The following is a 24,879-nucleotide window of genomic DNA, read 5'->3' on the forward strand; positions in this document are numbered from 1 at the left end:
GGCCATCCTGCAGACGCGAGCGCCGATGCATGCGTCTCCCGGCACACGTGGGCCGGGAAGGGTGCCCCGCCGGCCCTGTTCACCGTGCTTGCGGCGCTGCTGATCGCTCTTCTGGTCATGGCGGCAGGGCGCGGCGCCTATCCCATCTCGCCGTCGCAGGTCGCGGCCATCGTTTTGAGCAAGCTGGGCGTGTCCGATGGCGGCTTCGACCCGCAGCAGATGGGTGTGCTGTGGACCATCCGGCTGCCGCGCGTCGTGCTGGGCGCAGCCATCGGCGCGTTGCTGGGCATGGCCGGCGCGACGATGCAAAGCCTGTTCCGCAATCCTTTGGCCGATCCGGGGCTGATTGGTGTATCGAGCGGTGCCGCGCTGGCCGTGGCACTGACGATCGTGTTCGGCAATCTGTGGTGGCCTGGCCTTGCCGCACACCTCGGTCTGGCGCTGTATCCGCTGGCCGCGTTTGTGGGCGGCGTGGTCACCACCTTGCTGGTGTATCGCATTGGCCGGACGTCCATGGGTGTGTCGGTTGCCGCCATGCTGCTGGCGGGCATCGCGCTCAATGCGATCGCCTTTGCCCTGATCGGACTGGCAAGTTATGTGGCGACCGACGAACAGTTGCGCAGCATGACGTTCTGGAATCTGGGCAGCCTGGCGGCGGCGTCATGGCCGGTGGCAGGCGTGGTCGCCGCTGGGGGTGCCATTGCGTTGTCTGGCATGTGGCGGATGCGGGTCGGCTTGAATGCCATGGCGCTGGGCGAGGCCGAAGCGCGTCATCTTGGAGTCCATGTCGATCGGCTCAAGACCTTGTCCATCATTTTCAGCGCGCTGGCGGTCGGCTTGGCGGTCGCCTTCTGCGGCATGATCGGCTTTATCGGTCTCGTCGCGCCGCATTGCATCCGGCTGATCGCCGGGCCGGACGCCCGCGTGGTGATGCCCGGATCCGCCTTGTTAGGCGCCGCGTTGACGGTCGGAGCCGACGTAATGGCGCGCACGCTCGTTGCGCCCGCCGAGATGCCGATCGGTGTGCTGACGGCGCTGATCGGCGCCCCGTTCTTCCTGGCGTTGCTGCTGCGCGGCAAGGGCCGGATGATGGAGGGCTGAACGATGACGGCAGTCGAGACACCGGTGCTTCGCCTTGACGGTTTGACCGTGCATCGCCGGCAGCGCGGCGGAGTCGACCGCCCCGCGGTGCGCGACGTTTCGTTAAGTGTCGCGCCGGGCGAACTGGTCATGCTGATCGGCCTGAATGGCGCCGGCAAATCCACCTTGCTGGCCGCCGTATCAGGCGACCTGGCTCCGGCATCGGGCCACATCGACTTTGACGGCAAGCCCCTCGCGTCGTGGCACCGGAAGATCCTTGCCCAGCGCCGCGCCGTCCTGCCCCAACGTGCCGGACTCAGCCTGCCATTCACGGTCCAGGAAGTCATCCGGCTGGGATGCCTGGCGCGGACCGGATCGCACGCCACGATCGCTCGCATCATCAATGAGGCCGCCACCGCCGCGGGCGTGGACCATCTGGCCCATCGTTCGATGACCGAACTGTCGGGTGGCGAGCAGGCCAGGGTGCATTTGGCGCGGGTGCTGGCGCAGATCTGGCCGGAGGCCCTGGCGGATGCCGGCACCATGCCGCCGCCCCGCAACCTGTTGCTGCTGGACGAACCCTGCGCCAGCCTGGATCCGCACCATCAGCACGCCGTCTGCACCGTGGTGCGCGACTTTGCGCACCGGACCGGCACGGGCGTGGTGATCACGATGCACGACATGAATCTGGCCGGACAGTATGGCGACAGAGTTGTCGCGCTTTTGGACGGCATGATCGCCGCGGACGGCACGCCGCGCGATGTCCTGACGCGGTCGTTCGTGCAGCATTGCTTCGCCGTCGATGCCGCCCGTCTGGATGTTGATGCAGACAGCGGATTGCTGGTGGCGACACGGCCATGGGCGGGCCAGGCATAAGCGGTTCAACGCGGGCGAAAAGCGACACTCTGCTAGGCGAAGGGTGGCTTTTCATGATCGGATCTTCAGCACGCCACACCCGACGGCGTCACCTTCGCCGCCATCCTGACAGCATGGCTGCCGGTCGAGTGAGGTCTAGCTGTGACCCGGCGCTTACATTTCGGTGTACACCGGCCCTTCGCCACCCTGCGGCGTGACCCACACGATATTTTGTGTTGGATCCTTGATGTCGCAGGTCTTGCAGTGCACGCAGTTCTGCGCGTTGATCTGCAGCTTGTCGGCGCCGGCGTCGTCTTTCACGTATTCATACACGCCCGCAGGGCAGTAGCGGCCTTCGGGCCCGGCGTAGGTCGGCAGATTGATACGCGTCGGTACGGTCGGATCCTTCAATGTCAGATGGACCGGCTCGTCTTCCTCGTGATTGGTGTTTGAAATGAACACCGAGCCCAGGCGATCGAAGGTCAGCTTGCCATCCGGCTTGGGGTACGCGATCGGCGTGCATTCGCTGGCCGGTTTCAGGTACACGTGGTCGGGTTTGGTCCGATGAATGGTCCAGGGCATATTGCCGCGGAACACCAGTTGTTCGATACCCGTCATCAGGGTGGCAATGGTGCGGCCCTTCTTGAACCACTGCTTGAAGTTGCGCGCCTTGTTCAGTTCTTCGAACAACCACGAGGCTTCGAACGCCGCCGGGTAGGCCGTCAGTTCATCGTGGCGGCGATCGGCCACCACGGCGTCGAAGGCGGCCTGCGCGGCCAGCATGCCGGACTTGATCGCGGCATGGCTGCCCTTGATGCGCGATGCGTTCATGAAGCCGGCTTCACAGCCGACCATGGCGCCGCCCGGGAACACCAGCTTGGGCAAGGACAGCAGCCCGCCCGCCGTGATCGACCGCGCGCCATACGAAATGCGCTTGCCGCCTTCCAGGAAGGCTCGGATCGTCGGGTGCGTCTTGAAACGCTGGAATTCTTCGAACGGCGACAGGTAGGGATTGGCGTAATCCAGCCCGACGATCAGTCCGATGGCGACCTTGTTGTCTTCCTGGTGGTACAGGAAAGACCCGCCGTAGGTGTCGCTTTCCAATGGCCAGCCGGCGGTGTGGATCACCAGACCGGGCTTGTGCTTGGCCGGATCGATTTCCCACAGTTCCTTGATGCCGATGCCATAGCTTTGCGGATCCTTGCCGTCAGCCAGCTTGAACCGTTCCATCAACTGGCGGCCCAGATGGCCGCGCGAGCCTTCCGAAAAGATCGTATAGCGGGCGTGCAGTTCCATGCCGGGCTGGAACTGGTCGGTGGGTTCGCCGTCGCGGCCCACGCCCATGTTGCCGGTGGCCACGCCCTTGACCGACTCGTCGTCGTTGTAAAGGATCTCGGCCGCGGCAAACCCCGGAAAGATGTCGACACCGAGACCTTCGGCCTGTTCGCCCAGCCAGCGGGTGACCTTGCCGAGGCTGACGATATAGTTGCCGTCGTTATGGAAACAGGGCGGCAGCATCCACGACGGAGTGGCTTTTGCGCCGGTATCCGACAGGAACAGGAAGCGGTCTTCGGTCACGGGCACCGTCAGCGGGGCGCCTTTTTCTTTCCAATCGGGAATCAGTTCGGTCAGCGCGCGTGGATCCATGACCGCACCCGACAGGATGTGGGCGCCAATCTCGCCACCTTTTTCCAGCACACAGACACCGATCTCGCGGCCGGTCTCGGCCGCGAGTTGTTTCAGGCGAATCGCGGTGGAAAGTCCGGCAGGGCCGCCGCCAACGATGACGACGTCGTATTCCATCGACTCGCGTTCAATCTCTTGCATGAGGAAAGTGCTCCGCGTGGGCGGGCGACGGGCCGCAAGGCCGGATGGCGGTTCCGTCACCAATAGGTTGGAAGTATTATTCTCGGATTGTATTTTAGGCGTTCACGTACGATCACGCTGAAACCAGCAGTCAACGAGGAAAAAGATCAATGAATAAAGTCTATGCGAGCGCCAGAGACGCGCTGCTCGACATCGTGCGCGATGGCCAGACCATCGGGGTGGGCGGCTTTGGCCTGTGCGGGATTCCCGAAGCGCTCATCGACGCGCTGCGCGATTCCGGCGTCAGCCAGTTGACCTGCATCAGCAACAATGCGGGCATCGACAATGTCGGTCTGGGCAAGCTGCTGGCGACTCGGCAGATTCGCAAGATGATCGCCTCGTACGTGGGCGAAAACAAGGAATTCGAACGGCAATACCTGGCGGGCGAGCTGGAAATCGAATTCACGCCCCAGGGGACGCTTGCCGAAAAGCTGCGGGCGGGCGGCTCGGGCATCCCGGCCTTCTTTACCGCAACCGGCGTGGGCACGATGATCGCCGAAGGCAAGGAAACGCGCGAATTCGACGGCCAGACCTACGTGATGGAACGTGCGCTGGTGCCTGACGTGTCGCTGGTCAAGGCCATGGTGGCCGACAGAAGCGGCAACCTGATCTTCAACAAGACGGCCCGCAACTTCAACCCGAACGTGGCCATGGCGGGCAAGATCACTGTGGCGGAAGTCGAAAAGATCGTCGACGTGGGTGAACTCGATCCCGACCAGATCCATCTGCCCGGCATCTTCATCCATCGCATCGTGTTGAACGCCACCCCTGAAAAACGCATCGAGCAGCGCACGACGCGCCCCGCATAAGGAGACGACCATGGCCTGGAACCGTGAACAAATGGCGGCTCGCGCTGCGCAGGAACTGCAGGACGGCTTTTATGTGAACCTGGGCATCGGCTTGCCGACCCTGGTGGCCAACCACGTGCCGGCTGGCCTCGAGGTGTGGCTGCAGTCCGAAAACGGACTGCTGGGCATCGGCCCGTTTCCGCTGGAAAGCGAGGTCGATCCCGACATGATCAATGCCGGCAAACAGACCGTGACAACGCTGCCGGGTTCGTCGATCTTTTCGTCGGCTGACTCGTTTGCGATGATCCGGGGCGGAAAGATCAACCTGGCCATCCTGGGCGCCATGCAGGTGTCCGGCAAGGGCGATCTGGCGAACTGGATGATCCCGGGCAAGATGATCAAGGGCATGGGCGGCGCCATGGACCTGGTGGCCGGCGTGGGCCGGGTCGTGGTGCTAATGGAACATGTGGCCAAAAAGAAAGACGGCACGACCGACATGAAGATCCTGGGCGAGTGCACGTTGCCGCTGACCGGCCTGGGCGTCGTGGATCGCATCATCACGGATCTGGCCGTGATCGATGTGACCCCGGACGGCCTGAAGCTGGTCGAGACCGCCCCGGGCGTGACCGTGGCGCAGGTCCAGGAACTGACGGGCGTCACGCTCGACACCTCGGCGGTGACGGTTGCGGCCTGACATCGCGCAGGGTGGGGGTCGGGAGGGCGCGGGCGAGGCACGTGCATGCGGCCCGGCCGAAGTCGGCGCCACGGCACTCAGCGCAGTAGCGATAGGCGCAGGTGCGTTCGGCGCGGCGTGCAGGTCAGGGGTGGGCCGCATCGCGGCGTTGCTCGTGTTCGCAACGGCTGCGGTGTTCAGCACCGGCACGGTCCAGGCGGAAGCACCTGGGCCCTTGTTGCCGCCCGCCCTGGCCATTCCGGCGGTAGCGTCATCGGCACAGGCTTTCGTTCCCGACGGCTTCACGCTCGCAAATGAAGTCACCGGCGATCTGGGCGGCGCCTATCCCGGCGTCGTCCAGGTCTACGAAAACCCGCAGGGCCGCCGCGCCATGCTGGTGGGATTTCGCCGGCCCAATGGTTTCGAGGCGACCGGTTGGGGCTTCGTGCTGCCATGCCGCACCTGTGGCGCCGACCTGCCGCCCGACCGCAACCTGGACGTCCGCATCCAGGGCGGAGCGATCATCGTGGTCGATCGCAGCGAATCGGCGGCCGAGGGGACGACCACGCAGGCGCAGCTTGTGTTTCGGCCATCCGACGATCGCCGCGGCTGGCTTCTGACCACGCTGACGCAGCTGACGGTCTTTACGAAGGACCGCCGTGCCGAGCAATCCTACATAGACTACCGCCGTGGCGATACGCAGGATGCCGTAGGGCGTTTTGACGGCGCGCGCTTCGTGCCGGATCGCATAGACTCTGGTCGCACCGACGCACGGGAACTCCCGCTGAACACGCTGGCGCTGTACTGAACGCCGACACGCTCTGCCGGTCGTCGTCCCGGGCAGCTACGGCGTCTGCTGCCGAAGGTGGGCTGTCTCCAACGGTTACCGCACACAGTCCGGCAGGCCTTGCGCATACCCGCTATAATTCCGATTTCCCGCAAGCGCTCGGCAAAAACCGGGTGCAATTGGCAATGACCAAGTACGTATTTGTTACCGGTGGCGTGGTGTCTTCCCTTGGCAAGGGCATCGCCGCGGCATCCCTGGCTGCGATCCTCGAATCGCGCGGCCTCAAAGTCACCATGCTTAAGCTGGATCCCTACATCAATGTGGATCCCGGCACCATGAGCCCCTTCCAGCACGGCGAAGTCTTCGTGACCGAAGACGGCGCCGAAACCGACCTGGACCTGGGCCACTACGAGCGCTTCATCAGCACCCGCATGCGGAAGGTGAACAACTTCACCACCGGCCAGATCTACGAATCCGTGCTGCGCAAAGAGCGCCGCGGCGACTATCTTGGCAAGACCGTGCAGGTCATCCCGCACATCACCAACGAAATCCAGGACTACATCGCACGGGGCGCGGCCGCCGCGTGGGATGGCCAGACCGACGTTGCGATCGTCGAAATCGGCGGCACGGTGGGCGACATCGAATCGCTGCCCTTCCTTGAAGCCGTGCGCCAGATGAGCCTGCGGCTGGGCCGCAACAGCGCGTGCTTCATCCACCTGACGTTGGTGCCTTTCATCGCGTCGGCAGGCGAGCTCAAGACCAAGCCGACGCAACATTCGGTGCAGAAACTGCGCGAAATCGGGATCTACCCGACGGCGCTGCTGTGCCGTGCCGACCGCCCGATCCCCGACGACGAACGCGCCAAGATCTCGCTGTTTTCGAACGTGCAGCTCGACGCGGTCATTTCGGTGTGGGATGCCGATTCGATCTACAAGATCCCGGCCATGTTGCACAAGCAGGGCCTGGACGATCTGGTCTGCGAAACGCTCAACATCACCGCCAAGCCTGCTGACCTGACGGTGTGGGACAAGCTGATCGAAGCCAAGGAAAATCCCGACAACGAAATCACGATCGCCATGGTCGGCAAGTACGTCGACCTGACCGAGTCGTACAAGTCGTTGACCGAAGCCCTGGCGCACGCCGGCATCCATGCACGCACCAAGGTCACGGTCGAATATCTCGATTCCGAAGTGATCGAAACCGAAGGCGTGGGCGCGATGGCCAAGTACGACGCCATTCTGGTGCCAGGGGCTTCGGCCGCCGGGGCACCGAAGGCAAGATCCAGGCGATCCGTTACGCGCGTGAAAACGGCGTGCCGTACCTGGGCATCTGCCTGGGCATGCAACTGGCCGTGATCGAATATGCTCGCCATGTGGCGGGCCTGAACGACGCCAACAGCACCGAGTTCGAACCCGATACCCCGCACCCGGTGGTCGCTCTGATCACCGAATGGATGGATCGGGAAGGCCGCACCGAACAGCGCACGGCGGCGTCCGACATGGGCGGCACGATGCGCAAGGGCGCGCAGCGGGTGCCGGTCAAGGCGGGCACGCTCGCGCAGCGCATCTATGGCGACGAAGTGAACGAGCGCCATCGTCATCGCTACGAAGTGAACAACGTGTATGTTCCCAAGCTCGAAGCTGCGGGCATGGTGATTAGCGCGCGCACGCCGACCGAAAACCTGCCCGAAATGATGGAGCTGCCGGCCCATCCGTGGTTCGTGGGTGTGCAGTTCCACCCCGAATTCACGTCCACGCCGCGCAATGGCCATCCGCTGTTCTCGGCCTATGTGCGCGCCGCGCTCGACCGTAAACAGAACACCACGACCAAGGAAACCGTATGAGCCAGCTCGACGCGATGACCCGAACCCATTCGTTCTGCGGCTTCGACGTCGGCTTGCAGCATCCGTTTTTCCTGATCGCGGGCCCCTGCGTGATCGAATCCGAGCAGATGGCGATCGATACCGCCGGCACGCTCAAGGAAATCACGACGCGCCTGGGCATCCCGTTCATCTACAAAAGCTCGTTCGACAAGGCCAACCGCAGTTCCAGCAAGACCTTCCGGGGTCTGGGCATGGACTTCGGCCTGCGCGTGCTGTCCGAAGTCAAGTCGCAGCTGGGCTTGCCGGTGCTGACCGACGTGCATGACATCGAACAGGTCGGCCCGGTGTCCGCCGTGGTCGACATGCTGCAGACGCCGGCCTTCCTGTGCCGTCAGACCGATTTCATCCGGGCCTGCGCCGCGTCGCTCAAGCCCGTGAACATCAAGAAAGGCCAGTTCCTTGCGCCGCACGACATGGTCAATGTCGTCGACAAGGCGCGCGAGGCCGCGATCGAGGCGGGCGGGGACGGCAGCAACATCCTCGTCTGTGAACGCGGCGCCTCGTTCGGCTACAACAACCTCGTGTCCGACATGCGCTCGCTCGCCATCATGCGGGAGACGGGCTGCCCCGTCGTGTTCGACGCCACCCACTCGGTGCAATTGCCGGGCGGGCAGGGCGCAAGCTCGGGCGGCCAGCGCGAATTCGTGCCGGTCCTGGCGCGCGCCGCGGTTGCCGTGGGGGTGTCCGGCCTGTTCATGGAAACCCATCCCGATCCCGCGCATGCGAAATCCGATGGTCCGAATGCGGTACCGCTGGGGCGCATGGCCGACCTGTTGGGCTCGTTGATCGAGCTGGACCAGGTGGCAAAGCGCCATGGCTTCATCGAAAGCGATTTTCAGTAAACCACCACGAGACACATCATGAGCGCAATCGTAGACATCATCGGCCGCGAAGTCATTGACTCCCGCGGCAATCCCACCGTCGAATGCGACGTCCTGCTCGAGTCGGGGGCCATGGGCCGCGCGGCCGTGCCATCGGGCGCATCGACCGGATCGCGTGAAGCGATCGAACTGCGCGACGGCGACAAAAGCCGCTATCTCGGCAAGGGCGTGCTGCGCGCTGTCGAGAACGTGAACACCGAAATCGCCGAAGCGCTGATGGGCCTCGACGCACAGGAACAGGCCTTCCTGGACCGCACCCTGATCGACCTGGACGGCACCGAGAACAAGGAGCGCCTGGGCGCCAACTCGATGCTGGCCGTGTCGATGGCCGTCGCCAAGGCGGCCGCCGAAGAATGCAGCCTGCCGCTGTATCGCTATTTCGGTGGCAGCGGCGCGATGAGCATGCCCGTGCCGATGATGAACGTGATCAACGGTGGCGCGCACGCCAACAACAACCTCGACCTGCAGGAATTCATGATCCTGCCGGTCGGCGCACCGTCTTTCCGTGAAGCTCTTCGCATGGGCGCCGAAGTGTTCCATGCGCTCAAGAAGCTGATCAACGACAAGGGTATGTCGACGGCCGTGGGTGACGAAGGCGGCTTTGCCCCCAACGTCGAAAACCACGAAGCCGCGATCCAGCTGGTGCTGCAGGCGATCGAAAAAGCCGGCTACGAGCCTGGCACGCAGATCGCCCTGGGTCTGGACTGCGCCGCGAGCGAGTTCTTCCGCGACGGCAAGTACCACCTGGAAGGCGAGAAGGCCGCGCTGACCCCGCAGGAATTCACGCATCTGCTGGCAACGTGGTGCGACAAGTACCCGATCATTTCGATCGAAGACGGCATGGCGGAAGGCGACTGGGCAGGCTGGAAGTACCAGACCGAACAGCTCGGCAAGCGCGTGCAGCTGGTGGGCGACGACCTGTTCGTCACCAACACGAAGATCCTGAAGCAGGGTATCGACCAGGGCATCGCCAACTCGATCCTGATCAAGATCAACCAGATCGGCACGCTGACCGAAACGTTCGCCGCCATCGAAATGGCCAAGCGCGCTGGCTACACCGCCGTCGTGTCGCACCGTTCGGGCGAAACCGAAGATTCGACCATCGCCGACATCGCGGTGGGTACCAACGCCCTGCAGATCAAGACCGGCTCGATGTCGCGTTCGGATCGTATGGCCAAGTACAACCAGTTGCTGCGGATCGAAGAAGATCTGGGCGACGTGGCGCACTACCCAGGTCGTTCGGCTTTCTACAACCTTCGTTAAAAGCCGCCGTCCATGCGTCTGCTCACCCTGATCATCGCCTTGCTGCTGGTCGCGATCCAGTACCCGTTGTGGCTCGGCAAGGGGGTGGATGCGCACCTGGGAGCTGGAGCGGCTGCTGGCCGCCCAGCACGAGGTGAACGCCAAGCTCGAAACGCGCAATATCGCCCTGGATGCCGAAGTCCGCGACCTGAAAAGCGGTACGGACGCCATCGAAGAGCGTGCGCGCTTCGAACTTGGCATGATCCGCGAAGGCGAGGCCTTCGTGCAGATCGTGGATGCTTCGTCCGCCACCGCCCAGGCCCCCGCGCCGGGCGCTGCGGGTGCGGCTGCAGGTGCGCCAGCCAGGGCGCCTGCACCGGCTGTCCGGCCCTCTGCCGCTTCGCAGCAACGTCAGTCGCGCTGATCGGAACCGCATCGTCGTTCCGGTCCGCGAAGGGTCGTTCCGCACCGTCTCACCGCGGCATTGTTCCGCTTCCCCCATCGCTTTTCCACCGATGACGCATAGTCTGCGCTTGCATCGGCATGGCCATGTCCCGCCGGATCACGACGAGTCCGGCTTGTCGGGCTGCGTTCGTATAGGCGTCGGCGCCTGAAGCAGGCACCCCGTGCCTGAGCACCTGCCGAATACCCGGAAACAACGGCGCGTGCAGGTAGGTCAGGTCGAGCAGCAGGATCGTGTCGTCGTCATGGCGGCCGCCTGCGCGCCGGTCGGGCGGCACACGCACGAGCCGGTAGCCATCGACACCCCACCGAGCGTAGAAAGCGTCCAGCTGTTGTCGCACGGCCGCATGCCCGTCGGCAAGATCCGTCTTGCCTTTCCCCAGCAAAGGAACCAACCCGCGTTCGAACGCCAGGCGCACGGCGGCCGGATCCGCATCGGTGATGGCACCCATGCGGGCGGCTTCGAACAGTGCATAGGTGACCGCTTGACGGGCCACGGCCCACCGCGTCACTTCAATCACCCCGACCCCCAGCAGAAACAGGGGCAGGGCGACTAGCAGGAATTCGACAACCGCCGTGCCGCGGGGGTGGCGTGGGGCGGCGGGTCGGCACGACGGGTGGGAAGGGTGCGGGGCATCCAAGGCATCCCGACAGTCTGCGCAACCGTCAGCCCGGGCGTCATCCGGAATAATGCGTTGGATAAATCCAGCCGCCTGTGCTTGCGGTCCCGACGGGCGTGCTAAAGGCGTAAGGTGAGGAGAGGATAAAAAAGCGCGGGACCCCGCCCGCGCTTTCGACTTGCTACGGCAAGACGCCGTCAATGCCGGGCATCGCTCTGGTGCCGCAGCGCCGACGATTCCGTCGCGAACAACTCCGCGACATCGACCGGGTCGAATTCAAATGCCTTGACGCAGTAGTCACACTTGACCTCGACGCGACCTTGTTCTTCGACGATGTCGTCGACCTCTGCCTGGCCCAGGCGCAGCAGCACGTTCGCCACCTTTTCGCGCGAGCAGGTGCAACGGTACTGGACGGGCAGCGGCTCGAACGCCGTCATCGTTTCCTGCCAGTACAGGCGGCGGATGATGGTGTCGGGCGTGACGGTCAGCAGTTCTTCGGGCTTGATGGTTTCGGCCAGATGCTGGGCACGGTCCCATGTGTCGGCCAAGTCCGCTTCCTTGTCCGCGTCGGCGGTCCCTTCGGTAGCCGGGGCGTCGGCCGCAGCCGCGACACTGTGGCCGCCCTGGTCGGGCAGCTTTTGCAGCAGCAGACCCGCCGTACAGTTGGCGTCGGCCGCCAGCCACATGCGCGTCTGAAGCTGTTCCGACGTCGCCATGTAATGCTCGAGCACTTCCGCCACGGTGTCGCCCTGCATGGCCACGATGCCCTGGTAGGGCTGCTGGCCGGCGTGCCTGTCCTGGGGGTCCAGCACGACCGAAAAGCGGCCGTTGCCGCCCGGGCTCAGCAGCGTTTGCAGCGTGCCGTCCTCAGGCACGTCGTAGCCATCGCGGATCTTGACGGTAGCGCGCATGCCCAGGTCGGCGTGGCATTCGACCACGATCAGCCCGATGGGGCCGTCGCCTTGCAGCTGAAGGACGACGGTGCCATTGAACTTGATGTTGGCAGCCAGCAGAGCGGCCGCCGCGACCAGCTCGCCCAGCAGCTTCTGCACGGCAGGCGGGTAGTCATGGCGGGCCTGGATTTCCTGCCAGGTGTCGCGGATGGCAACGACTTCGGCGCGTACCGTGTTGCCTTCGAACAGGTACTTTTTGAGATGGTCGGACAAAAATGCTGCTCCTGAACGCCGTGGCTCGTGGCCTGGCGGGTGGTACACGTCTGGTTACCGGCAAGATTGTACCGGCCCAGCCTACAATCGGCGCATGACAGAAACGAGAGAACTCCGCCGTCGCGCCTGCGAACTATTGTGTCTGACGGATCCCGTGGACAAGGCCGCCAGGACGCGCGAGTTGGCCGCGCTGGGATGGGTGGCCGATCCGGAAGCGGACCTGGCCGAACCCGGTGGGGTGCCCGGCCGGCCCGACAAGCCCGTGCTGGTGGCGCCGCGTGATGTGCCGACACGTGGCATGGCCACGGCCGAGGCGCGCGCCGCGCTCATGCATGCGCTGGCGCATATCGAATTCAACGCCATCAACCTGGCCCTGGATGCTATATGGCGCTTTTCTGGCCTGCCACAAGGGTTCTATCAGGATTGGTTGAAGGTGGCGGGCGAGGAGGCCCTGCATTTTACGCTGCTGACCGGTCACATGGCGGCCCATGGCGTGTCCTACGGCGACTTTCCGGCGCACGACGGGCTGTGGCAGATGGCGGAAAAGACCAAGGGCGATCCGCTGGCCCGTATGGCGCTGGTGCCGCGTACCCTGGAAGCCCGGGGACTGGACGCCAGCCCCGCGATCCGGGCGCGTCTGGCGCATGCGGGCGACCATCAGGCCGCCGGCATACTGGACATTATCCTGCGCGATGAAATCGGCCACGTGGCGATCGGCAACCGCTGGTACCGCTACCTGTGCGATGCCGCCGGGCTGGATCCGGTGGCTCACTATCCGATCCTGAGCGAGGCCTACGTAGTGCCTGTGCTGCGGGGGCCGTTCAATTTCCCGGCACGCCGGGAAGCCGGGTTCACGGAGCCGGAGCTGGCGGCGCTTGAGCAGGCAGCCGCTTCCGCGCGGATTCCTCCTCGCGAAAGCGCAGCGCCATCCGCCGCACCGTCCCGTTCACCGTCATCGGCAAAGCCGTCATGACTTCCACGTCGGCCGGGACCTGCCAGGCAGGCAGGTGCTGGCGGGCGTAGTCCCGCAGGGCGCGCGCGAACGTGTCATTTTGGCCACCGGGATCGCCCTGCGGGTCAGCCGCGTCGCCCGGCAATTCGACACCGCCGCTGTCAGCGTCGGGGCCATCGCCCCCTCGTCCCGCCCCGTCGGGGCCCGCCTTGCGCCGCACCACATAGGCCTTCACCCTGGAACCGCGCCCCGGCACGACGGCTACGTCTTCCACGCCCGGACAGCCGCGCAACACGGCCTCGACTTCGTCCGGCACCACCGTGTGTCCGCCTTCCACCGCAAATACGTCTTCGATGCGGCCGGCATACCAGAAATAGCCGTCCTCATCGACGCGCGCCAGGTCCCCGGTGTGATGCCACGTGCCACTGACCGGCCGGCCGGATTCCTCGCCGCGCCAATAGCCCAGGAAGAGCGCAGGGTCGGCATGCCCCTGGATGTCGTACCGGTTGACAACGATTTCGCCAACGGTGCCTGCGGGGGCGGCATGCCCCTGTCTGGTGGCAATGGCCACCTGGTGGCCGGGATAGGGCCGACCCATGCTGCCGGGGCGGGTCGGCCATTTGTGCCGGCTCTGGCCGATAATGCCGCGCACTTCGGCCTGGCCATAGGTTTCGTTGGGCGTCACGCCAAGCTCGCGTTCACATCGGGCGGCCAGGGCGGTGTCCAGGTGCGATCCGCCCACGGCCATCGCCCGCAACGACAGCCTGTAGCGCGTCGCGGCGTCGGGCACGGCATCCAGCAAGCCGCGCAGGGCGGCCGGCTGCAGGCTTGCATTGGTCACCTGGTAGCGTTCCAGCAGTTCGAACACCTGCTCGGGCGTGCTCGCATGGCGGCTGGCGACCAGGGGCTGACCGAAGTAAAGGGCAGGGAACAGGCCATCGAAGAGACCGTGACCGCCGCCCCATTCCGACCCCGTCCAAAGCACGTCGGCAGGTTGCGGAAACCAGTCCTGCGACGCCACGACGCCAGGCAGCGTACCGATCAACGCCCCATGCGACAGCACCACACCCCGCGCCGGACCGGTCGTACCCGTCTTGTACAGCAGGATGGCGGGATCGTTCGCGCTGGTAGGATGCATGTCGAACACGCTTTCCTGCCGGGCGATCAGGGTACGCCAGGACAGCACGCGTTCGTCGTCCAGATCGATGCCGATCGCCTGGCGCAATAGGGGGCATCGATCGGCGGCGGGCAGCACGGTATCCGCGGCCATGCCGTCGACCAATACGATCCGCGCTTCGCTGTCGCGCAGGCGCTGTTCGACCACCTCGCCGGGCAGGCGGGTCGATAACGGCACCGTCATCGCGCCCAATTGGTAAACGGCGATGTGGGCGACGGCTGCTTCGGGCCGCTGGGGCAGGGCGATGGCCACCCGGTCGCCGCGCTGCACGCCCATGCGGCGCAGACCGTTCGATAAACGGTTGGCGTATTCATGCAGCCGGGCAAACGTCCAGACCTCGCGCTCGCCATGCATGTTTTCCGCATACAAGGCGATGCGGCGCGCGTCGGCACTGGTGGCCGTCCAACGGCGGCAGCACGCATCGGCGATGTTGAAACGCTGAGGAACCCACCATCTGAACGTGGTGTAGAGTGCCTGATACTGGTCTTCCATAACCCTCCGCTGGCGATTCAAGATCTCGGTCGGATCGGCGTGCGTGGTTCAGCCAGCCTTCGCTTATAACGCAATGATCGTTGACCTGACGGACATCCGCAATGTCTTTGCGGACTTCAGGGTCTGCCCTGCGCCAGGCTGCGTCACGTGTTCCCGAAGGGTGAGGGATAGCGTCCGTCCACGTTGCTAATTCTGGTAAGTAATCATGTACGTACCCCGAGTGTCATCCCGTTCCGAAACCCTGATCGTGCGAGGCGTCCCGCACCATTTGCGGCACTGGGGCACACCTGACGCTCCCTTGTTGCTGGCCTTGCACGGGTGGATGGATGTTGCCGCCTCTTTCCAATTCGTTGCGGATCACCTGGCCGACCGCTGGCACATCGTCGCGCCGGACTGGCGGGGTTTTGGCCTGACCGGCCCGACCGGGGTCGATTGTTATGAATTCAGCGACTACCTGGGGGATCTGGACGCCATGCTGCGCCACCTGTCTCCTGATAGGCCGGTGCCGCTGGTGGGGCATAGCATGGGCGGCAATATCGCCATGCTGTATGCAGGGGTGCGGCCGGAACGGGTCAGCGCGGTGGTCAACCTGGAAGGCCTGGGCTTGCCTGGCACCCAGGCTGGGGATGTGCCGGCGCGGCTGGCATCCTGGCTCGACCAGTTGGTGAAAGGAGCAACGCTGCAGGACTACCCCAGCGCGGATGCCGTGGCCGAGCGGCTGCGCAAGACCAACCCCCGGCTCACGCCCGACCGCGCGGCCTTCCTGGCTCGGCAGTGGGCCAGGGAAGTCGATGGCCGTTGGGTGCTGCTGGCCGACCCGGCGCACAAGATCCTGAACCGGGTGGCTTACCGGGTGGACGAGGTGCAGGCCTGCTGGCGTGCGATCCAGGCGCCGGTGCTTTGGGTCGAGGCTGACGACAGTGACATCCTGCGGCGCATGACGGCGTTGCCGGATTACCGGTCGCGGCTCGCCGCCGTTCGTCATTTGCGTCAGACCACCGTTGCCGACGCCAGCCATATGCTGCACCACGACCAGCCCGAAGCGGTGGCGCAACTGGTAGCAGAATTCCTGCAGTTGAACGGCCGCTGACAGCAGGCCGGACTTACAATTGGGATATGGCCTCCCAGCAAAATTTCGATCTGCACTGCCACTCCTGGATCTCCGACGGCATGTTGTCGCCGCGGGACCTGGTGGCGCGCGCCCATGCCAATGGCGTGGACGTGCTGGCCCTGACCGATCACGACGAAATCGGCGGGCTGGCCGATGCCGCAGCCGCCGCGTCCAGCCTGGGCATCGGCTTCGTTCCGGGGGTCGAAATCTCTGTGACCTGGGCCAACGAAACGGTGCATATCGTGGGACTGCAGGTCGATTCCTCCAATGCTGCGCTTGACGCCGGATTGCGCGCGACCCGCTCGGGCCGGGAACGTCGCGGCCGGGAAATGGCCGATCAGCTGGCGGCGGTGGGCATCCCGGGCGCATTCGAAGGCGCATTGCGGCATGCCGGCAATCCTGATCTGATCGGCCGCACCCACTTCGCGCGCTACATCGTGGAGCAAGGCGTCTGCCAGGACGTGCGGGAAGTATTCCAGCGGTTCCTGATCGACGGCAAACCCGGTTATGCCCCGATGCGCTGGGCGTCGCTGGCCGACGCAGTCGGCTGGATCCGCGGGGCGGGCGGCGTGGCCGTCATTGCCCATCCGGGCCGCTACGACTACACCCCCGTGCAATTCCACGCCTTGTTCGAAGAATTCCTGGGGCTGGGCGGCGTGGGCATCGAGGTGATCACGGGCAGCCACACCCCCGACCAATACCGCGAATATGCGCAGGTGGCCGCCACCTATGGCTTCCTGGCGTCGCGCGGGTCTGACTTCCATGGTCCGGCAGAAAGCCGGGTCGATCTGGGCGCTCTGCCGCCGCTACCCGACCATCTTGCGCCGGTGTGGCGCGACTGGGTCTGACTACCGACATGAACAAAGCCTTTGTCAAAGAATCCGATGCCGACGAAGACGACGAGCTGCCCGAAGCTGTCGCCTTGCCGGCTGGTGTACGCAACTACATTACCCCGGAAGGCTACGCGCGTCTGCGTGACGAACTGACGCACTTGATGACCGTCGATCGGCCATCGGTCGTGCAGATCGTGTCGTGGGCCGCGTCGAATGGCGACCGGTCCGAAAACGGCGATTATCTGTACGGCAAGAAGCGGCTGCGCGAGATCGATCGCCGCATGCGTTTCCTGACGAAGCGGCTGGACATAGCCGAGGTGGTCGACAGCGCGTCGCAGCCCAACCGCGATCACGTGTTCTTCGGCGCAACCGTCACGTATTCGGACAAGGAAGGTGACACGCACACGGTGACCATTGTGGGCGTGGATGAAGCGGAACCCCTGCAAGGCAAGATCAGCTGGATTTCGCCGGTTGCCCGCGCGCTGACCAAGGCCAGGATCGGCGACACGGTCGTGCTGCGCACGCCCGCCGGGATCGACGAACTGGATATCCTGGAAGTCAGCTATCCGGAGCCGGTGGCGGACGCCAGCTGAAGTAGGGACTGACCGAGCTGTTTCCGGTCAGCCCTTGATCCGGATGATCCTTTGCACCTGGGGCACGCGCCGCAGGTAACGGATCACCTGCGCCAGGTGCTGGCGGCTTTCCACCTGCACGGTAAAGTGCACCGCTACCGTGCTGGATGCCTCATCCTGCATCGATACATGGGTAATGTTCGCGTCGGCGGCCGAAATCTCGGCCGCGACCCGTCCAAGTACCCCGCGTTCCTGACGCAGCACCACGTCAATGCGTGCCGTGAAGTGCTTCGACGTCTGGTCATCCCACGCCACGTCCAGCCAGCGTTCCGGTTCGCGCGCGCGCTGGCGGCGGGCGTTGGGGCAATCTTCGGTGTGCACCACCAGGCCGTGGCCCAGGCGCACGTACGCGACGATGGAATCGCCCGGGATGGGCGTGCAGCACGGCGCCAGCTGCACCGCCAGGCCTTCGTTGCCCTGGATGCGGATGGGCGTGGCGGCTGGGTCGGTCGCTTCGTCCACCTGCGCCGCCGACGTGGCGATCGGATCGCCTTCGGGCATGAAACGGCGGGCCACCACGGCCGCCAGGCGCTTGCCCAGTCCGATGTCGGCCAGGATCTCGTCACGCGACCGGGCCCCGCTTCCGCGCGCCAGTTTGTCCCACACCGGGTCGGTGGGTTCGGGCATGAGCAGGCCGATGGACTTGAGCGCCGACGCCAGCAGGCGTTCGCCAAAAGCAGCGGATTCTTCGTACTTGACTGTCCGCAGGTAGTGGCGGATCTCGGACCGCGCCTTGCCGGTCCGCACGAAGTTGAGCCACTGCGCATTGGGACGCGACGACTCGGACGTAACGATCTCGACCGAGTCCCCGCTCTTCAGCTCGGTGCGCAGCGGCACGAACTCGCCATTCACCTTGGCAGCCACCGTCTGGTTGCCGACGTCGGTATGGATCAGGTACGAGAAGTCGATGGGCGTGGCGCCGCGGGGCAGGGAGATGATCTTGCCGCGCGGGGTGAATACGTACACCGCATCGGGGAACAGGTCGACCTTGACGTGTTCCAGGAATTCGCTGCTGTCGCCGGTCTGGCGCTGGATGTCCAGCAGCGACTGCAGCCATTGATGGGTGCGCTTTTGCAGGTCGTTCAGGCTGACGTCGCTGGACTTGTACAACCAGTGCGCCGCCACACCGCTTTCGGCGACCTGGTTCATGTCACGCGTGCGTACCTGGAATTCCACGGGTGTGCCGTAGGGTCCGACGACTGTCGTGTGCAAGGACTGATACCCGTTCACCTTGGGGATGGCGATGTAGTCCTTGAACTTGCCGGGAACCGGGCGGAACAGTTGATGCAGCGTACCGAGGGTCAAATAACATTCAGGCTGGGAATTGACCACCACCCGGAAGCCATAGATGTCCAGGACCTCGGAAAACGACTTTTTCTGTTCGGTCATCTTGTTGTAGATGCCGAACAGGTTCTTTTCCCGGCCGAGCACGTCGGCTTCGATGCCCGCGGCGGGCAGGGCGGCGCGGACGGTTTCCTGGATCTTGCCGACCAGTTCGCGGCGATTGCCGCGGGCCGACAGCACCGCGCGTTGCAGCACTTCGTAGCGATGCGGATAGATCGCCTGGAAGCAGAGTTCCTGCAGTTCGCGGTAGATGATGTTCAACCCAAGGCGGTGCGCAATGGGCGAATAGATGTCCAGCGTCTCACGGGCGACACGGCGGCGCTTTTCAGGCGCTACGGCACCCAGCGTGCGCATGTTGTGCAGACGGTCGGCCAGCTTGATCAGGATCACGCGGACGTCCCGCGCCATGGCCAGCAGCATTTTGCGGAAGCTTTCCGCCTGCTGTTCGGCCTTGCTGGCGAATTCGAGCCGGTCGAGCTTGGACAGTCCGTCGACCAGGTCGGCCACGTCCACCCCGAAGCGTTCGATCAGTTCCTGCTTCTTGACCCCTGGTCTTCCATCACGTCGTGCAGCAGCGCGGCCATAAGCGCATCGGCATCGAGCTTCCAGCCGGCGCAGATTTCGGTCACCGCGATAGGGTGCGAGATGTACGCTTCACCGCTGGCGCGGAACTGCCCCAGATGCGATTCGTCGGAAAAACGATAGGCGTCGCGGACACGGCGAACGTCTTCCGGGCTCAGGTACAGCGCGATGGTTTCAGTCAGCGGGGCCAGCGATACCCCGGCGGCGGGGGCATGGTACGAAGCAGACGTAGCGGAAGGCGCGAGCGGCGAATGGCCGTTCGAAGCGGGGGAAACTGCAGACGAGGGCTCGGGCGTGGACCCTGAACGTGAGGAAGTGACAGTAAATCCCATAGTCGTCGCAAGAGAGTCAGCAGGGGCGGCGACGACCGACCCTGCCCAGTGCGATACCCAACCGGACACCTTGTGGGCGCACTGGAAATTGGCATCGTCCGAGGGGTGGAAACTGTCGCCCGGGGCGTCTTGCGACGAAGGCGCCCCGGGTTCCACCCCACAGACTGGATACAGGCTGACTACTTAGGTGGGGACCTTCTTGAGCATTTCCAGACCCGTCTGGCCGGCAGCGATTTCGCGCAGCGCGGTCACGGTCGGCTTGTCCTTGGTGTCGAGCTTGGCCGCATGGCCTTGCGCGAGCTGACGCGCACGATAGGTGGCGACCAGGGTCAATTTGAACCGGTTCGGAATTTCTTTCAAGCAGTCTTCGACCGTAATACGTGCCATGAGGGTCCCAGAGAAAGTCAGTGCAGATCAGTGCAGAAGCGCTTACGCGCGCGGCGCGGCTAGACGGGCGCCGGAGTGTGCGGGATGCCGAGCTCGGAAAACAGCTGGGCGTGGCGCGCCGCCTGAGAACGAAAACGCAGCCGGGCGGCGGAAACAATGGTGTTCAGTTCCGCCAGGGCTGCGTTAAAGTCTTGATTAATAATAACATATTCGGACTCGGGGGCGTGCGCGAACTCGCCACCCGCTGCCAGCAGGCGCCGCGCGATCACCTGCGGCGCATCCTGCCCACGGTTGTGCAGACGGGCTTCCAGCGCCTCGATCGACGGCGGCAGGATGAATATGCCGATGGCCTCGGGATATTTGGCCCGAACCTGACGGGCGCCCTGCCAGTCGATTTCCAGCAGCACGTCCTGGCCGGCCTCGGTCTGGCGCATGATCCAGTCGCGCGGCGTGCCGTAGAAATTGCCATGGACTTCGGCCCACTCCAGCAGGTCGTCTTCGCGCTGCATCTTTTCGAAGGCGGCAACGGAAACGAAATGGTATTCCTTCCCGTCGGTTTCTTTCGGGCGGGGCGCCCGGGTCGTGCAGGAAATGGACAGCCGGATCTCGGGGCTGCGTTCAAGCAGCGCGTTGACCAGGCTGGACTTGCCTGCGCCGCTCGGGGCGACAACCATGAATACGTTTCCGGCTCTTAGGGGCATGACAGAAGCTGGCAAAAGCGTAAGGATACCAAACTGGCTATGGCGAGACCTTCATCTGTTCATTGCGGCTGCGCAGGGTCGTGATCAGCCCGTCGATGCCGCTTTGCGCCACGACCGGCGAAAACTGATTGCGATAGTTTTCGATGAACCACACGCCCAGCACGTTCAGGTCATAGATTTTCCAGCCCTGAGGCGTCTTTTCCATGCGGTAGTCCACGGGCACGGCCTCGCGGTCTTCATCGCTGACCAGCGTGCGCACCACGACGTCGGTGGCCGCCGCATCGGCGCGGAAGGGCCGCATTTCGACCTTGGCCTGCGGAGAGATGCTGGACACCGCGCCGCTATACGTGCGCACCAGCATGTTGCGGAATTCCTTGACCAATTGCTGCTGCTGTTCGGGCGTCGCCTGGCGCCAGTAGCGGCCCACGGCCAGGCGCGTGGTTTTTTCGAAATCCACATACGGCAGGATCAGTTCGTCGACAGCCTGATTGACCTTGGCCGGGGACCCGGACTTCAGTTCATTGTCGGACCGGATCCGGGCCAGCACGTTCGTCGCGGCCTTTTCGATGAGCGCGGCAGGCGGATCCATGGGGTCGGGGGCCTGGGCGTGGACCAGGGGCATGGCGGCAAAGCCGGCCACACCCAGCACCAGCGTCGCCACGCAGCGTCGCGCAAAGGCTGCGGGCGAACGCACGCATGCGGCGGTGGTTGGGGTCGTTGAGGGGTACATGGTCGAAACTCCAGACAAGACAAAAGATGCGCAAAGGGTGTTTTTCACTCTACGCGAACTTGCTGGCCTTGGGGATCGGCGCACTGTAAGCATCGGCAATCCGGCTGTTGCCGTTGACCTCGGCGCGGGAGAGTTCTCCAGACATCTCGGCGCGCACGCGAGGCAGCCCTTCAGGGTACTGCGCCGCCACAAAGCTCAGCATGGCTTCCCGTATCTGGCAACGCAACTCGAACGCAGTTCCCGAATCGATCGCGCTGACAAGCAGGCGGACCTGCATCGCGCGGTCGGACGTGTCGACCACGTGCATGACGCACACCCGTTTGTCCCACAGGGCGTTGGCATGGCAGACGCGTTCGAACTCGGCGCGCACCTTGTCCAGCGGCACGCTGAAATCCAGCCACAGAAAGACCGTGCCCAGAATGGTGGACGATGTGTGGGTCCAGTTTTCGAACGGATTTTCGATGAACCACTGCAGCGGCACGATCAGCCGGCGTTCGTCCCAGATCCGGACGACCACGAAGGCACCCGTGATCTCTTCGACCCGGCCCCATTCTCCCTGGACGATCAGCACGTCATCGATGCGAATCGGTTGCGTAAAGGCGATCTGCAGGCCGGCAATGAAGTTGCCCAGCACCGGGCGCGCGGCAATACCGGCCACCAGTCCGGCCACCCCGGCGGACGCCAACAGGCTGGCGCCGAACTGACGGGCTCCGGGTAAGGTCAGCAATACAAACGACAGGCCGAGCAGCGCGATGATGAAGTGGGCGCTGCGCGTGAGCACGCGCGTTTGTGTCAGGATGCGGCGCGCCTTCAGGTTGTCGACGACGTCATACGGATTCAGGCTGATGACCGTTGCGCTAATGGCATGCACGCAGCGGTGCACGAACCAGGTCATGGCCAGGATCAACGTTACGGAGACCACGTACGAGGCGCCGGTCAGAAATGGGAAGTTTTCGGGTGTGCCACTGAGCACCATGCGGACCGCGAACAGCATCAGCACGACCTGGCTGGCGCGGTAGGCGTAACGCGTCATCGCCGTGGTGAAAGGCTTGCGGCGGGCCAGCCGGCGCAAGACCGCGATCAACGCGCGGTGGATCACGAAGGCCGCGATCAGCGCCACGACGATGGCCGAGCCGAACAGAAGCCATGGACGCGCCAGGGCCAAGACGTTGTCGGGAAGGATCGCGTCCATGCCACCTCTCTGGGTACGGTTGAGAAGTGATTCATCCTAACAAGCAAGCCCGCCCCAGGGCACGGACTCAAGTTTTTCCATTTGTGTGCACTGCAGCATGGCCGCTGCCGGCTGGGGCGATTGGCGGAACCTATCGCCGGGCTACAGTATCGAACCTGCTTCGCTGACTTCCAAAGGTGCTTGCCCATGACGACGACCCCCGCCCGAACTGCCCCCGCCAAGCGTTACGACGTCAGGGATTTCTTTCGCAAGCCCGAGCGGTCGCAATACCGCATCTCGCCCGACGGCAAGCACCTGGCCTTCCTTGCGCCGCATGCCGGACGTCAGAATGTATTCGTGCAGCCTCTGGCCGCCGACGGGACCTTGTCGGGTGAACCGCGCGCGCTGACCTCCGAGACGGCGCGAGACGTGGGCGGCTACTTCTGGAAGGGCAGCGACCATGTGCTGTACGTCAAGGACTTTGGCGGCGACGAGAATTTTCATGTGCTGTCCGTGCCCATTGCCGGCGGCGCCGAGCCGCGGGACCTGACGCCGTTCGACGGCGTGCGGGCGCAACTGGTGGATGACCTGGAAGATGATGATGCGCACCTGCTGCTGTCGCATAACCACCGCGACAGCCAGGTGTTCGATGTCTTTCGCGTCGACGTCGCCACGGGCGAGGCCGAACTGGTGGCGGCCAACCCGGGCAATATCACGGGTTGGGGGACCGATCACGATGGCAAACTGCGCCTGGCCATCACGACCGACGGCGTGAACAACACGCTGATGTATCGCGAGCACGAAACCGACGACTTCAAGGCGCTGTTGACCACCGACTTCAAGGAGTCGGTGTCGCCGCTGTTCTTTACCTTCGACAATCGCCGGCTGTATGTATCGTCCAACCGCGGGCGCGACAAAGCGGCGATCTTCGAATTCGATCCGCAAACGGCACAGGAAGGCGCGCTGCTGTTCGAGCACCCCGATGTGGACGTATCGGGTCTGGCGTATTCCCATCGCCGCAAGGTGCTGACCGAGATCCACTACACCACATGGAAGAGCGAGCACAAGGTGCTCGACCCCGTGCTGGCCGCGGTCTATGACGATCTCAAGCAGCAACTGCCGGGTTACGAGATCGCCTTGCAGAGCGCCACCCGCGACGAGACCCGCTTTATCGTTGCCACCTACAACGATCGAACGCAGGGTGCGCGCTACCTATACGACAGCCAGTCGCGCAAACTGACGCTGCTAAGCGTGATCCAGCCGCACCTGGCCGAGGGCGACATGGCCGTCATGAAGCCTATCGAATTCGCGGCGCGCGATGGCCTGACCCTGCGCGGCTATCTGACGCTGCCCGTTGGGGTGCCGGCGGAACATCTGCCGGTGATCGTCAATCCGCATGGCGGGCCGTGGGCGCGCGACGTGTGGGGCTTCAACCCGGAAATCCAGTTCCTGGCCAATCGGGGCTATGCCGTGCTGCAGATCAATTTCCGCGGGTCGACCGGCTTTGGCCGCGCGTTCTGGGAAGCGTCGTTCAAGCAGTGGGGCAAGACCATGCAGCACGACATCAGCGATGGCGTGGAGTGGCTGGTGAAGTCCGGCGTGGCCGATCCCAAGCGGATCGCGATCTATGGCGCGAGCTATGGCGGCTATGCGACGCTGGCCGGCATTGCGTTTACGCCCGATCTGTATGCGGCGGCCGTGGACTATGTGGGCGTCGCCAACCTGTTCACGTTCATGAACACCATTCCGCCTTACTGGAAGCCCTTCCTGGATTCCATGCACGAGATGGTCGGCCATCCGGAAAAGGACGAAGCGCTGCTGCGCGAAGGATCGCCGGTGTTTTTCGTCGACAGGATCAAGACGCCGCTGTTCGTCGCGCAGGGGGCGCAAGATCCGCGCGTCAACAAAGACGAAAGCGATCAGATCGTGGCGGCGCTGCGGGGCAGGGGAGTCGATGTGGAATACATGGTCAAGGACAACGAAGGCCACGGCTTCCATAACGAAGAAAACCAGTTCGAGTTCTACACGGCCATGGAGTCCTTCCTGGCCAGACATCTGGATCCCCAGCCAGCCTGACCAGGCCCGACCGATGCAGGCCCGAACGCTGCAGGCTTCAGGGGGCGCCCCGACTGC

The 24,879-nt window shown here is 64.3% G+C and carries 19 protein-coding genes and 4 pseudogenes; 14 read left to right on the top strand and 9 right to left on the bottom strand.

Annotated features, from left to right (window positions below; translation table 11 throughout):
* The first annotated feature begins 84 nt into the window (after window positions 1-84).
* Window positions 85-1,101 carry a FecCD family ABC transporter permease gene (locus tag ACNANG_RS22675; protein WP_420224905.1) on the top strand — a complete coding sequence of 339 codons (1,017 nt, stop codon included), beginning with the start codon at window positions 85-87 and terminating at the stop codon, window positions 1,099-1,101.
* A 3-nt stretch (window positions 1,102-1,104) separates the two neighbouring features.
* Window positions 1,105-1,956, top strand: a complete 852-nt coding sequence (locus tag ACNANG_RS22680; RefSeq protein WP_420224906.1) for a heme ABC transporter ATP-binding protein — start codon at window positions 1,105-1,107, stop codon at window positions 1,954-1,956.
* A 153-nt stretch (window positions 1,957-2,109) separates the two neighbouring features.
* On the opposite strand, the gene ACNANG_RS22685 is transcribed toward ACNANG_RS22680, so the two are convergent.
* Entirely contained in the window at window positions 2,110-3,762 is a 1,653-nt protein-coding gene (locus tag ACNANG_RS22685) for an electron transfer flavoprotein-ubiquinone oxidoreductase (RefSeq protein ID WP_420224907.1), read from the bottom strand.
* Window positions 3,763-3,911: 149 nt separating this feature from the next.
* On the opposite strand from ACNANG_RS22685, the gene ACNANG_RS22690 reads away from it, so the two are divergent.
* From ACNANG_RS22690 to ftsB, 7 genes and pseudogenes are all read left to right on the top strand, one after another.
* Window positions 3,912-4,610: a CoA transferase subunit A gene (locus ACNANG_RS22690; protein WP_420224908.1), complete on the top strand. Its 699-nt coding sequence runs from the start codon at window positions 3,912-3,914 to the stop codon at window positions 4,608-4,610.
* A gap of 10 nt (window positions 4,611-4,620) precedes the next feature.
* Window positions 4,621-5,283: a 3-oxoacid CoA-transferase subunit B gene (locus tag ACNANG_RS22695; RefSeq protein WP_420224909.1), complete on the top strand. Its 663-nt coding sequence runs from the start codon at window positions 4,621-4,623 to the stop codon at window positions 5,281-5,283.
* Window positions 5,284-5,413: 130 nt separating this feature from the next.
* Window positions 5,414-6,070, top strand: coding sequence for a hypothetical protein (locus ACNANG_RS22700; protein ID WP_420224910.1), 657 nt, complete (start codon window positions 5,414-5,416; stop codon window positions 6,068-6,070).
* Between the two features lie 164 nt (window positions 6,071-6,234).
* Window positions 6,235-7,892 (top strand): annotated as a pseudogene (locus ACNANG_RS22705) (CTP synthase).
* Window positions 7,889-8,773, top strand: coding sequence for a 3-deoxy-8-phosphooctulonate synthase (gene kdsA / locus ACNANG_RS22710; protein WP_420224911.1), 885 nt, complete (start codon window positions 7,889-7,891; stop codon window positions 8,771-8,773). The pseudogene ACNANG_RS22705 and the gene kdsA overlap by 4 nt, the downstream one beginning before the upstream one ends.
* A gap of 18 nt (window positions 8,774-8,791) precedes the next feature.
* Entirely contained in the window at window positions 8,792-10,075 is a 1,284-nt protein-coding gene (gene eno, locus ACNANG_RS22715; RefSeq protein WP_420224912.1) for a phosphopyruvate hydratase, read from the top strand.
* Window positions 10,076-10,087: 12 nt separating this feature from the next.
* Window positions 10,088-10,478, top strand: a pseudogene (gene ftsB, locus ACNANG_RS22720) (cell division protein FtsB).
* Window positions 10,479-10,527: 49 nt separating this feature from the next.
* Here ftsB and ACNANG_RS22725 read toward each other — a convergent pair.
* Window positions 10,528-10,968 carry a hypothetical protein gene (locus tag ACNANG_RS22725; RefSeq protein WP_420227690.1) on the bottom strand — a complete coding sequence of 147 codons (441 nt, stop codon included), beginning with the start codon at window positions 10,966-10,968 and terminating at the stop codon, window positions 10,528-10,530.
* A gap of 365 nt (window positions 10,969-11,333) precedes the next feature.
* Window positions 11,334-12,302, bottom strand: coding sequence for an Hsp33 family molecular chaperone HslO (hslO, locus tag ACNANG_RS22730; RefSeq protein ID WP_420224913.1), 969 nt, complete (start codon window positions 12,300-12,302; stop codon window positions 11,334-11,336).
* Between the two features lie 94 nt (window positions 12,303-12,396).
* Here hslO and ACNANG_RS22735 point away from each other — a divergent pair, with 94 nt between their 5' ends.
* Window positions 12,397-13,275: a ferritin-like domain-containing protein gene (locus tag ACNANG_RS22735; RefSeq protein WP_420224914.1), complete on the top strand. Its 879-nt coding sequence runs from the start codon at window positions 12,397-12,399 to the stop codon at window positions 13,273-13,275.
* Here ACNANG_RS22735 and ACNANG_RS22740 read toward each other — a convergent pair.
* Window positions 13,199-14,923 (bottom strand): annotated as a pseudogene (locus ACNANG_RS22740) (acyl-CoA synthetase); the annotation flags it as partial. The gene ACNANG_RS22735 and the pseudogene ACNANG_RS22740 sit on opposite strands and share 77 nt — an antisense overlap.
* A 205-nt stretch (window positions 14,924-15,128) precedes the next feature.
* Between ACNANG_RS22740 and ACNANG_RS22745 the strand changes: the two are divergent.
* From ACNANG_RS22745 to greB, 3 genes are read left to right on the top strand one after another with little or no spacing between them, the layout of a single operon-like run.
* Window positions 15,129-16,013, top strand: coding sequence for an alpha/beta fold hydrolase (locus ACNANG_RS22745; protein WP_420224915.1), 885 nt, complete (start codon window positions 15,129-15,131; stop codon window positions 16,011-16,013).
* 26 nt (window positions 16,014-16,039) lie between these two features.
* Entirely contained in the window at window positions 16,040-16,882 is an 843-nt protein-coding gene (locus ACNANG_RS22750) for a 3',5'-nucleoside bisphosphate phosphatase (protein WP_420224916.1), read from the top strand.
* Window positions 16,883-16,890: 8 nt separating this feature from the next.
* A complete protein-coding gene (gene greB / locus ACNANG_RS22755; RefSeq protein ID WP_420224917.1) occupies window positions 16,891-17,460 on the top strand; it encodes a transcription elongation factor GreB in 570 nt (189 codons plus the stop codon).
* Window positions 17,461-17,487: 27 nt separating this feature from the next.
* Here the strand turns inward: greB and ACNANG_RS22760 are convergent.
* The 5 genes and pseudogenes from ACNANG_RS22760 to ACNANG_RS22780 all read right to left on the bottom strand — a co-directional run bounded on the left by ACNANG_RS22760 (window position 17,488) and on the right by ACNANG_RS22780 (window position 22,767).
* Window positions 17,488-19,757 (bottom strand): annotated as a pseudogene (locus tag ACNANG_RS22760) (RelA/SpoT family protein).
* Window positions 19,758-19,940: 183 nt separating this feature from the next.
* Window positions 19,941-20,144 (bottom strand): DNA-directed RNA polymerase subunit omega, encoded by a 204-nt coding sequence (rpoZ, locus tag ACNANG_RS22765; RefSeq protein ID WP_420224918.1) that lies wholly within the window; start codon window positions 20,142-20,144, stop codon window positions 19,941-19,943.
* A 59-nt stretch (window positions 20,145-20,203) separates the two neighbouring features.
* Window positions 20,204-20,845 carry a guanylate kinase gene (gmk, locus tag ACNANG_RS22770; protein WP_420224919.1) on the bottom strand — a complete coding sequence of 214 codons (642 nt, stop codon included), beginning with the start codon at window positions 20,843-20,845 and terminating at the stop codon, window positions 20,204-20,206.
* Between the two features lie 37 nt (window positions 20,846-20,882).
* Window positions 20,883-21,467, bottom strand: coding sequence for an MlaC/ttg2D family ABC transporter substrate-binding protein (locus ACNANG_RS22775; RefSeq protein ID WP_420227637.1), 585 nt, complete (start codon window positions 21,465-21,467; stop codon window positions 20,883-20,885).
* 157 nt (window positions 21,468-21,624) lie between these two features.
* Window positions 21,625-22,767, bottom strand: a complete 1,143-nt coding sequence (locus tag ACNANG_RS22780; protein WP_420224920.1) for a mechanosensitive ion channel family protein — start codon at window positions 22,765-22,767, stop codon at window positions 21,625-21,627.
* Between the two features lie 186 nt (window positions 22,768-22,953).
* Between ACNANG_RS22780 and ACNANG_RS22785 the strand changes: the two genes are divergently transcribed.
* Window positions 22,954-24,822, top strand: a complete 1,869-nt coding sequence (locus ACNANG_RS22785) for a prolyl oligopeptidase family serine peptidase (protein WP_420224921.1) — start codon at window positions 22,954-22,956, stop codon at window positions 24,820-24,822.
* The last annotated feature ends 57 nt before the right edge of the window (window positions 24,823-24,879 follow it).

The organism is Pigmentiphaga litoralis (assembly GCF_048632615.1).
Classification (GTDB): Bacteria; Pseudomonadota; Gammaproteobacteria; order Burkholderiales; family Burkholderiaceae_B; genus Pigmentiphaga; species Pigmentiphaga litoralis_B.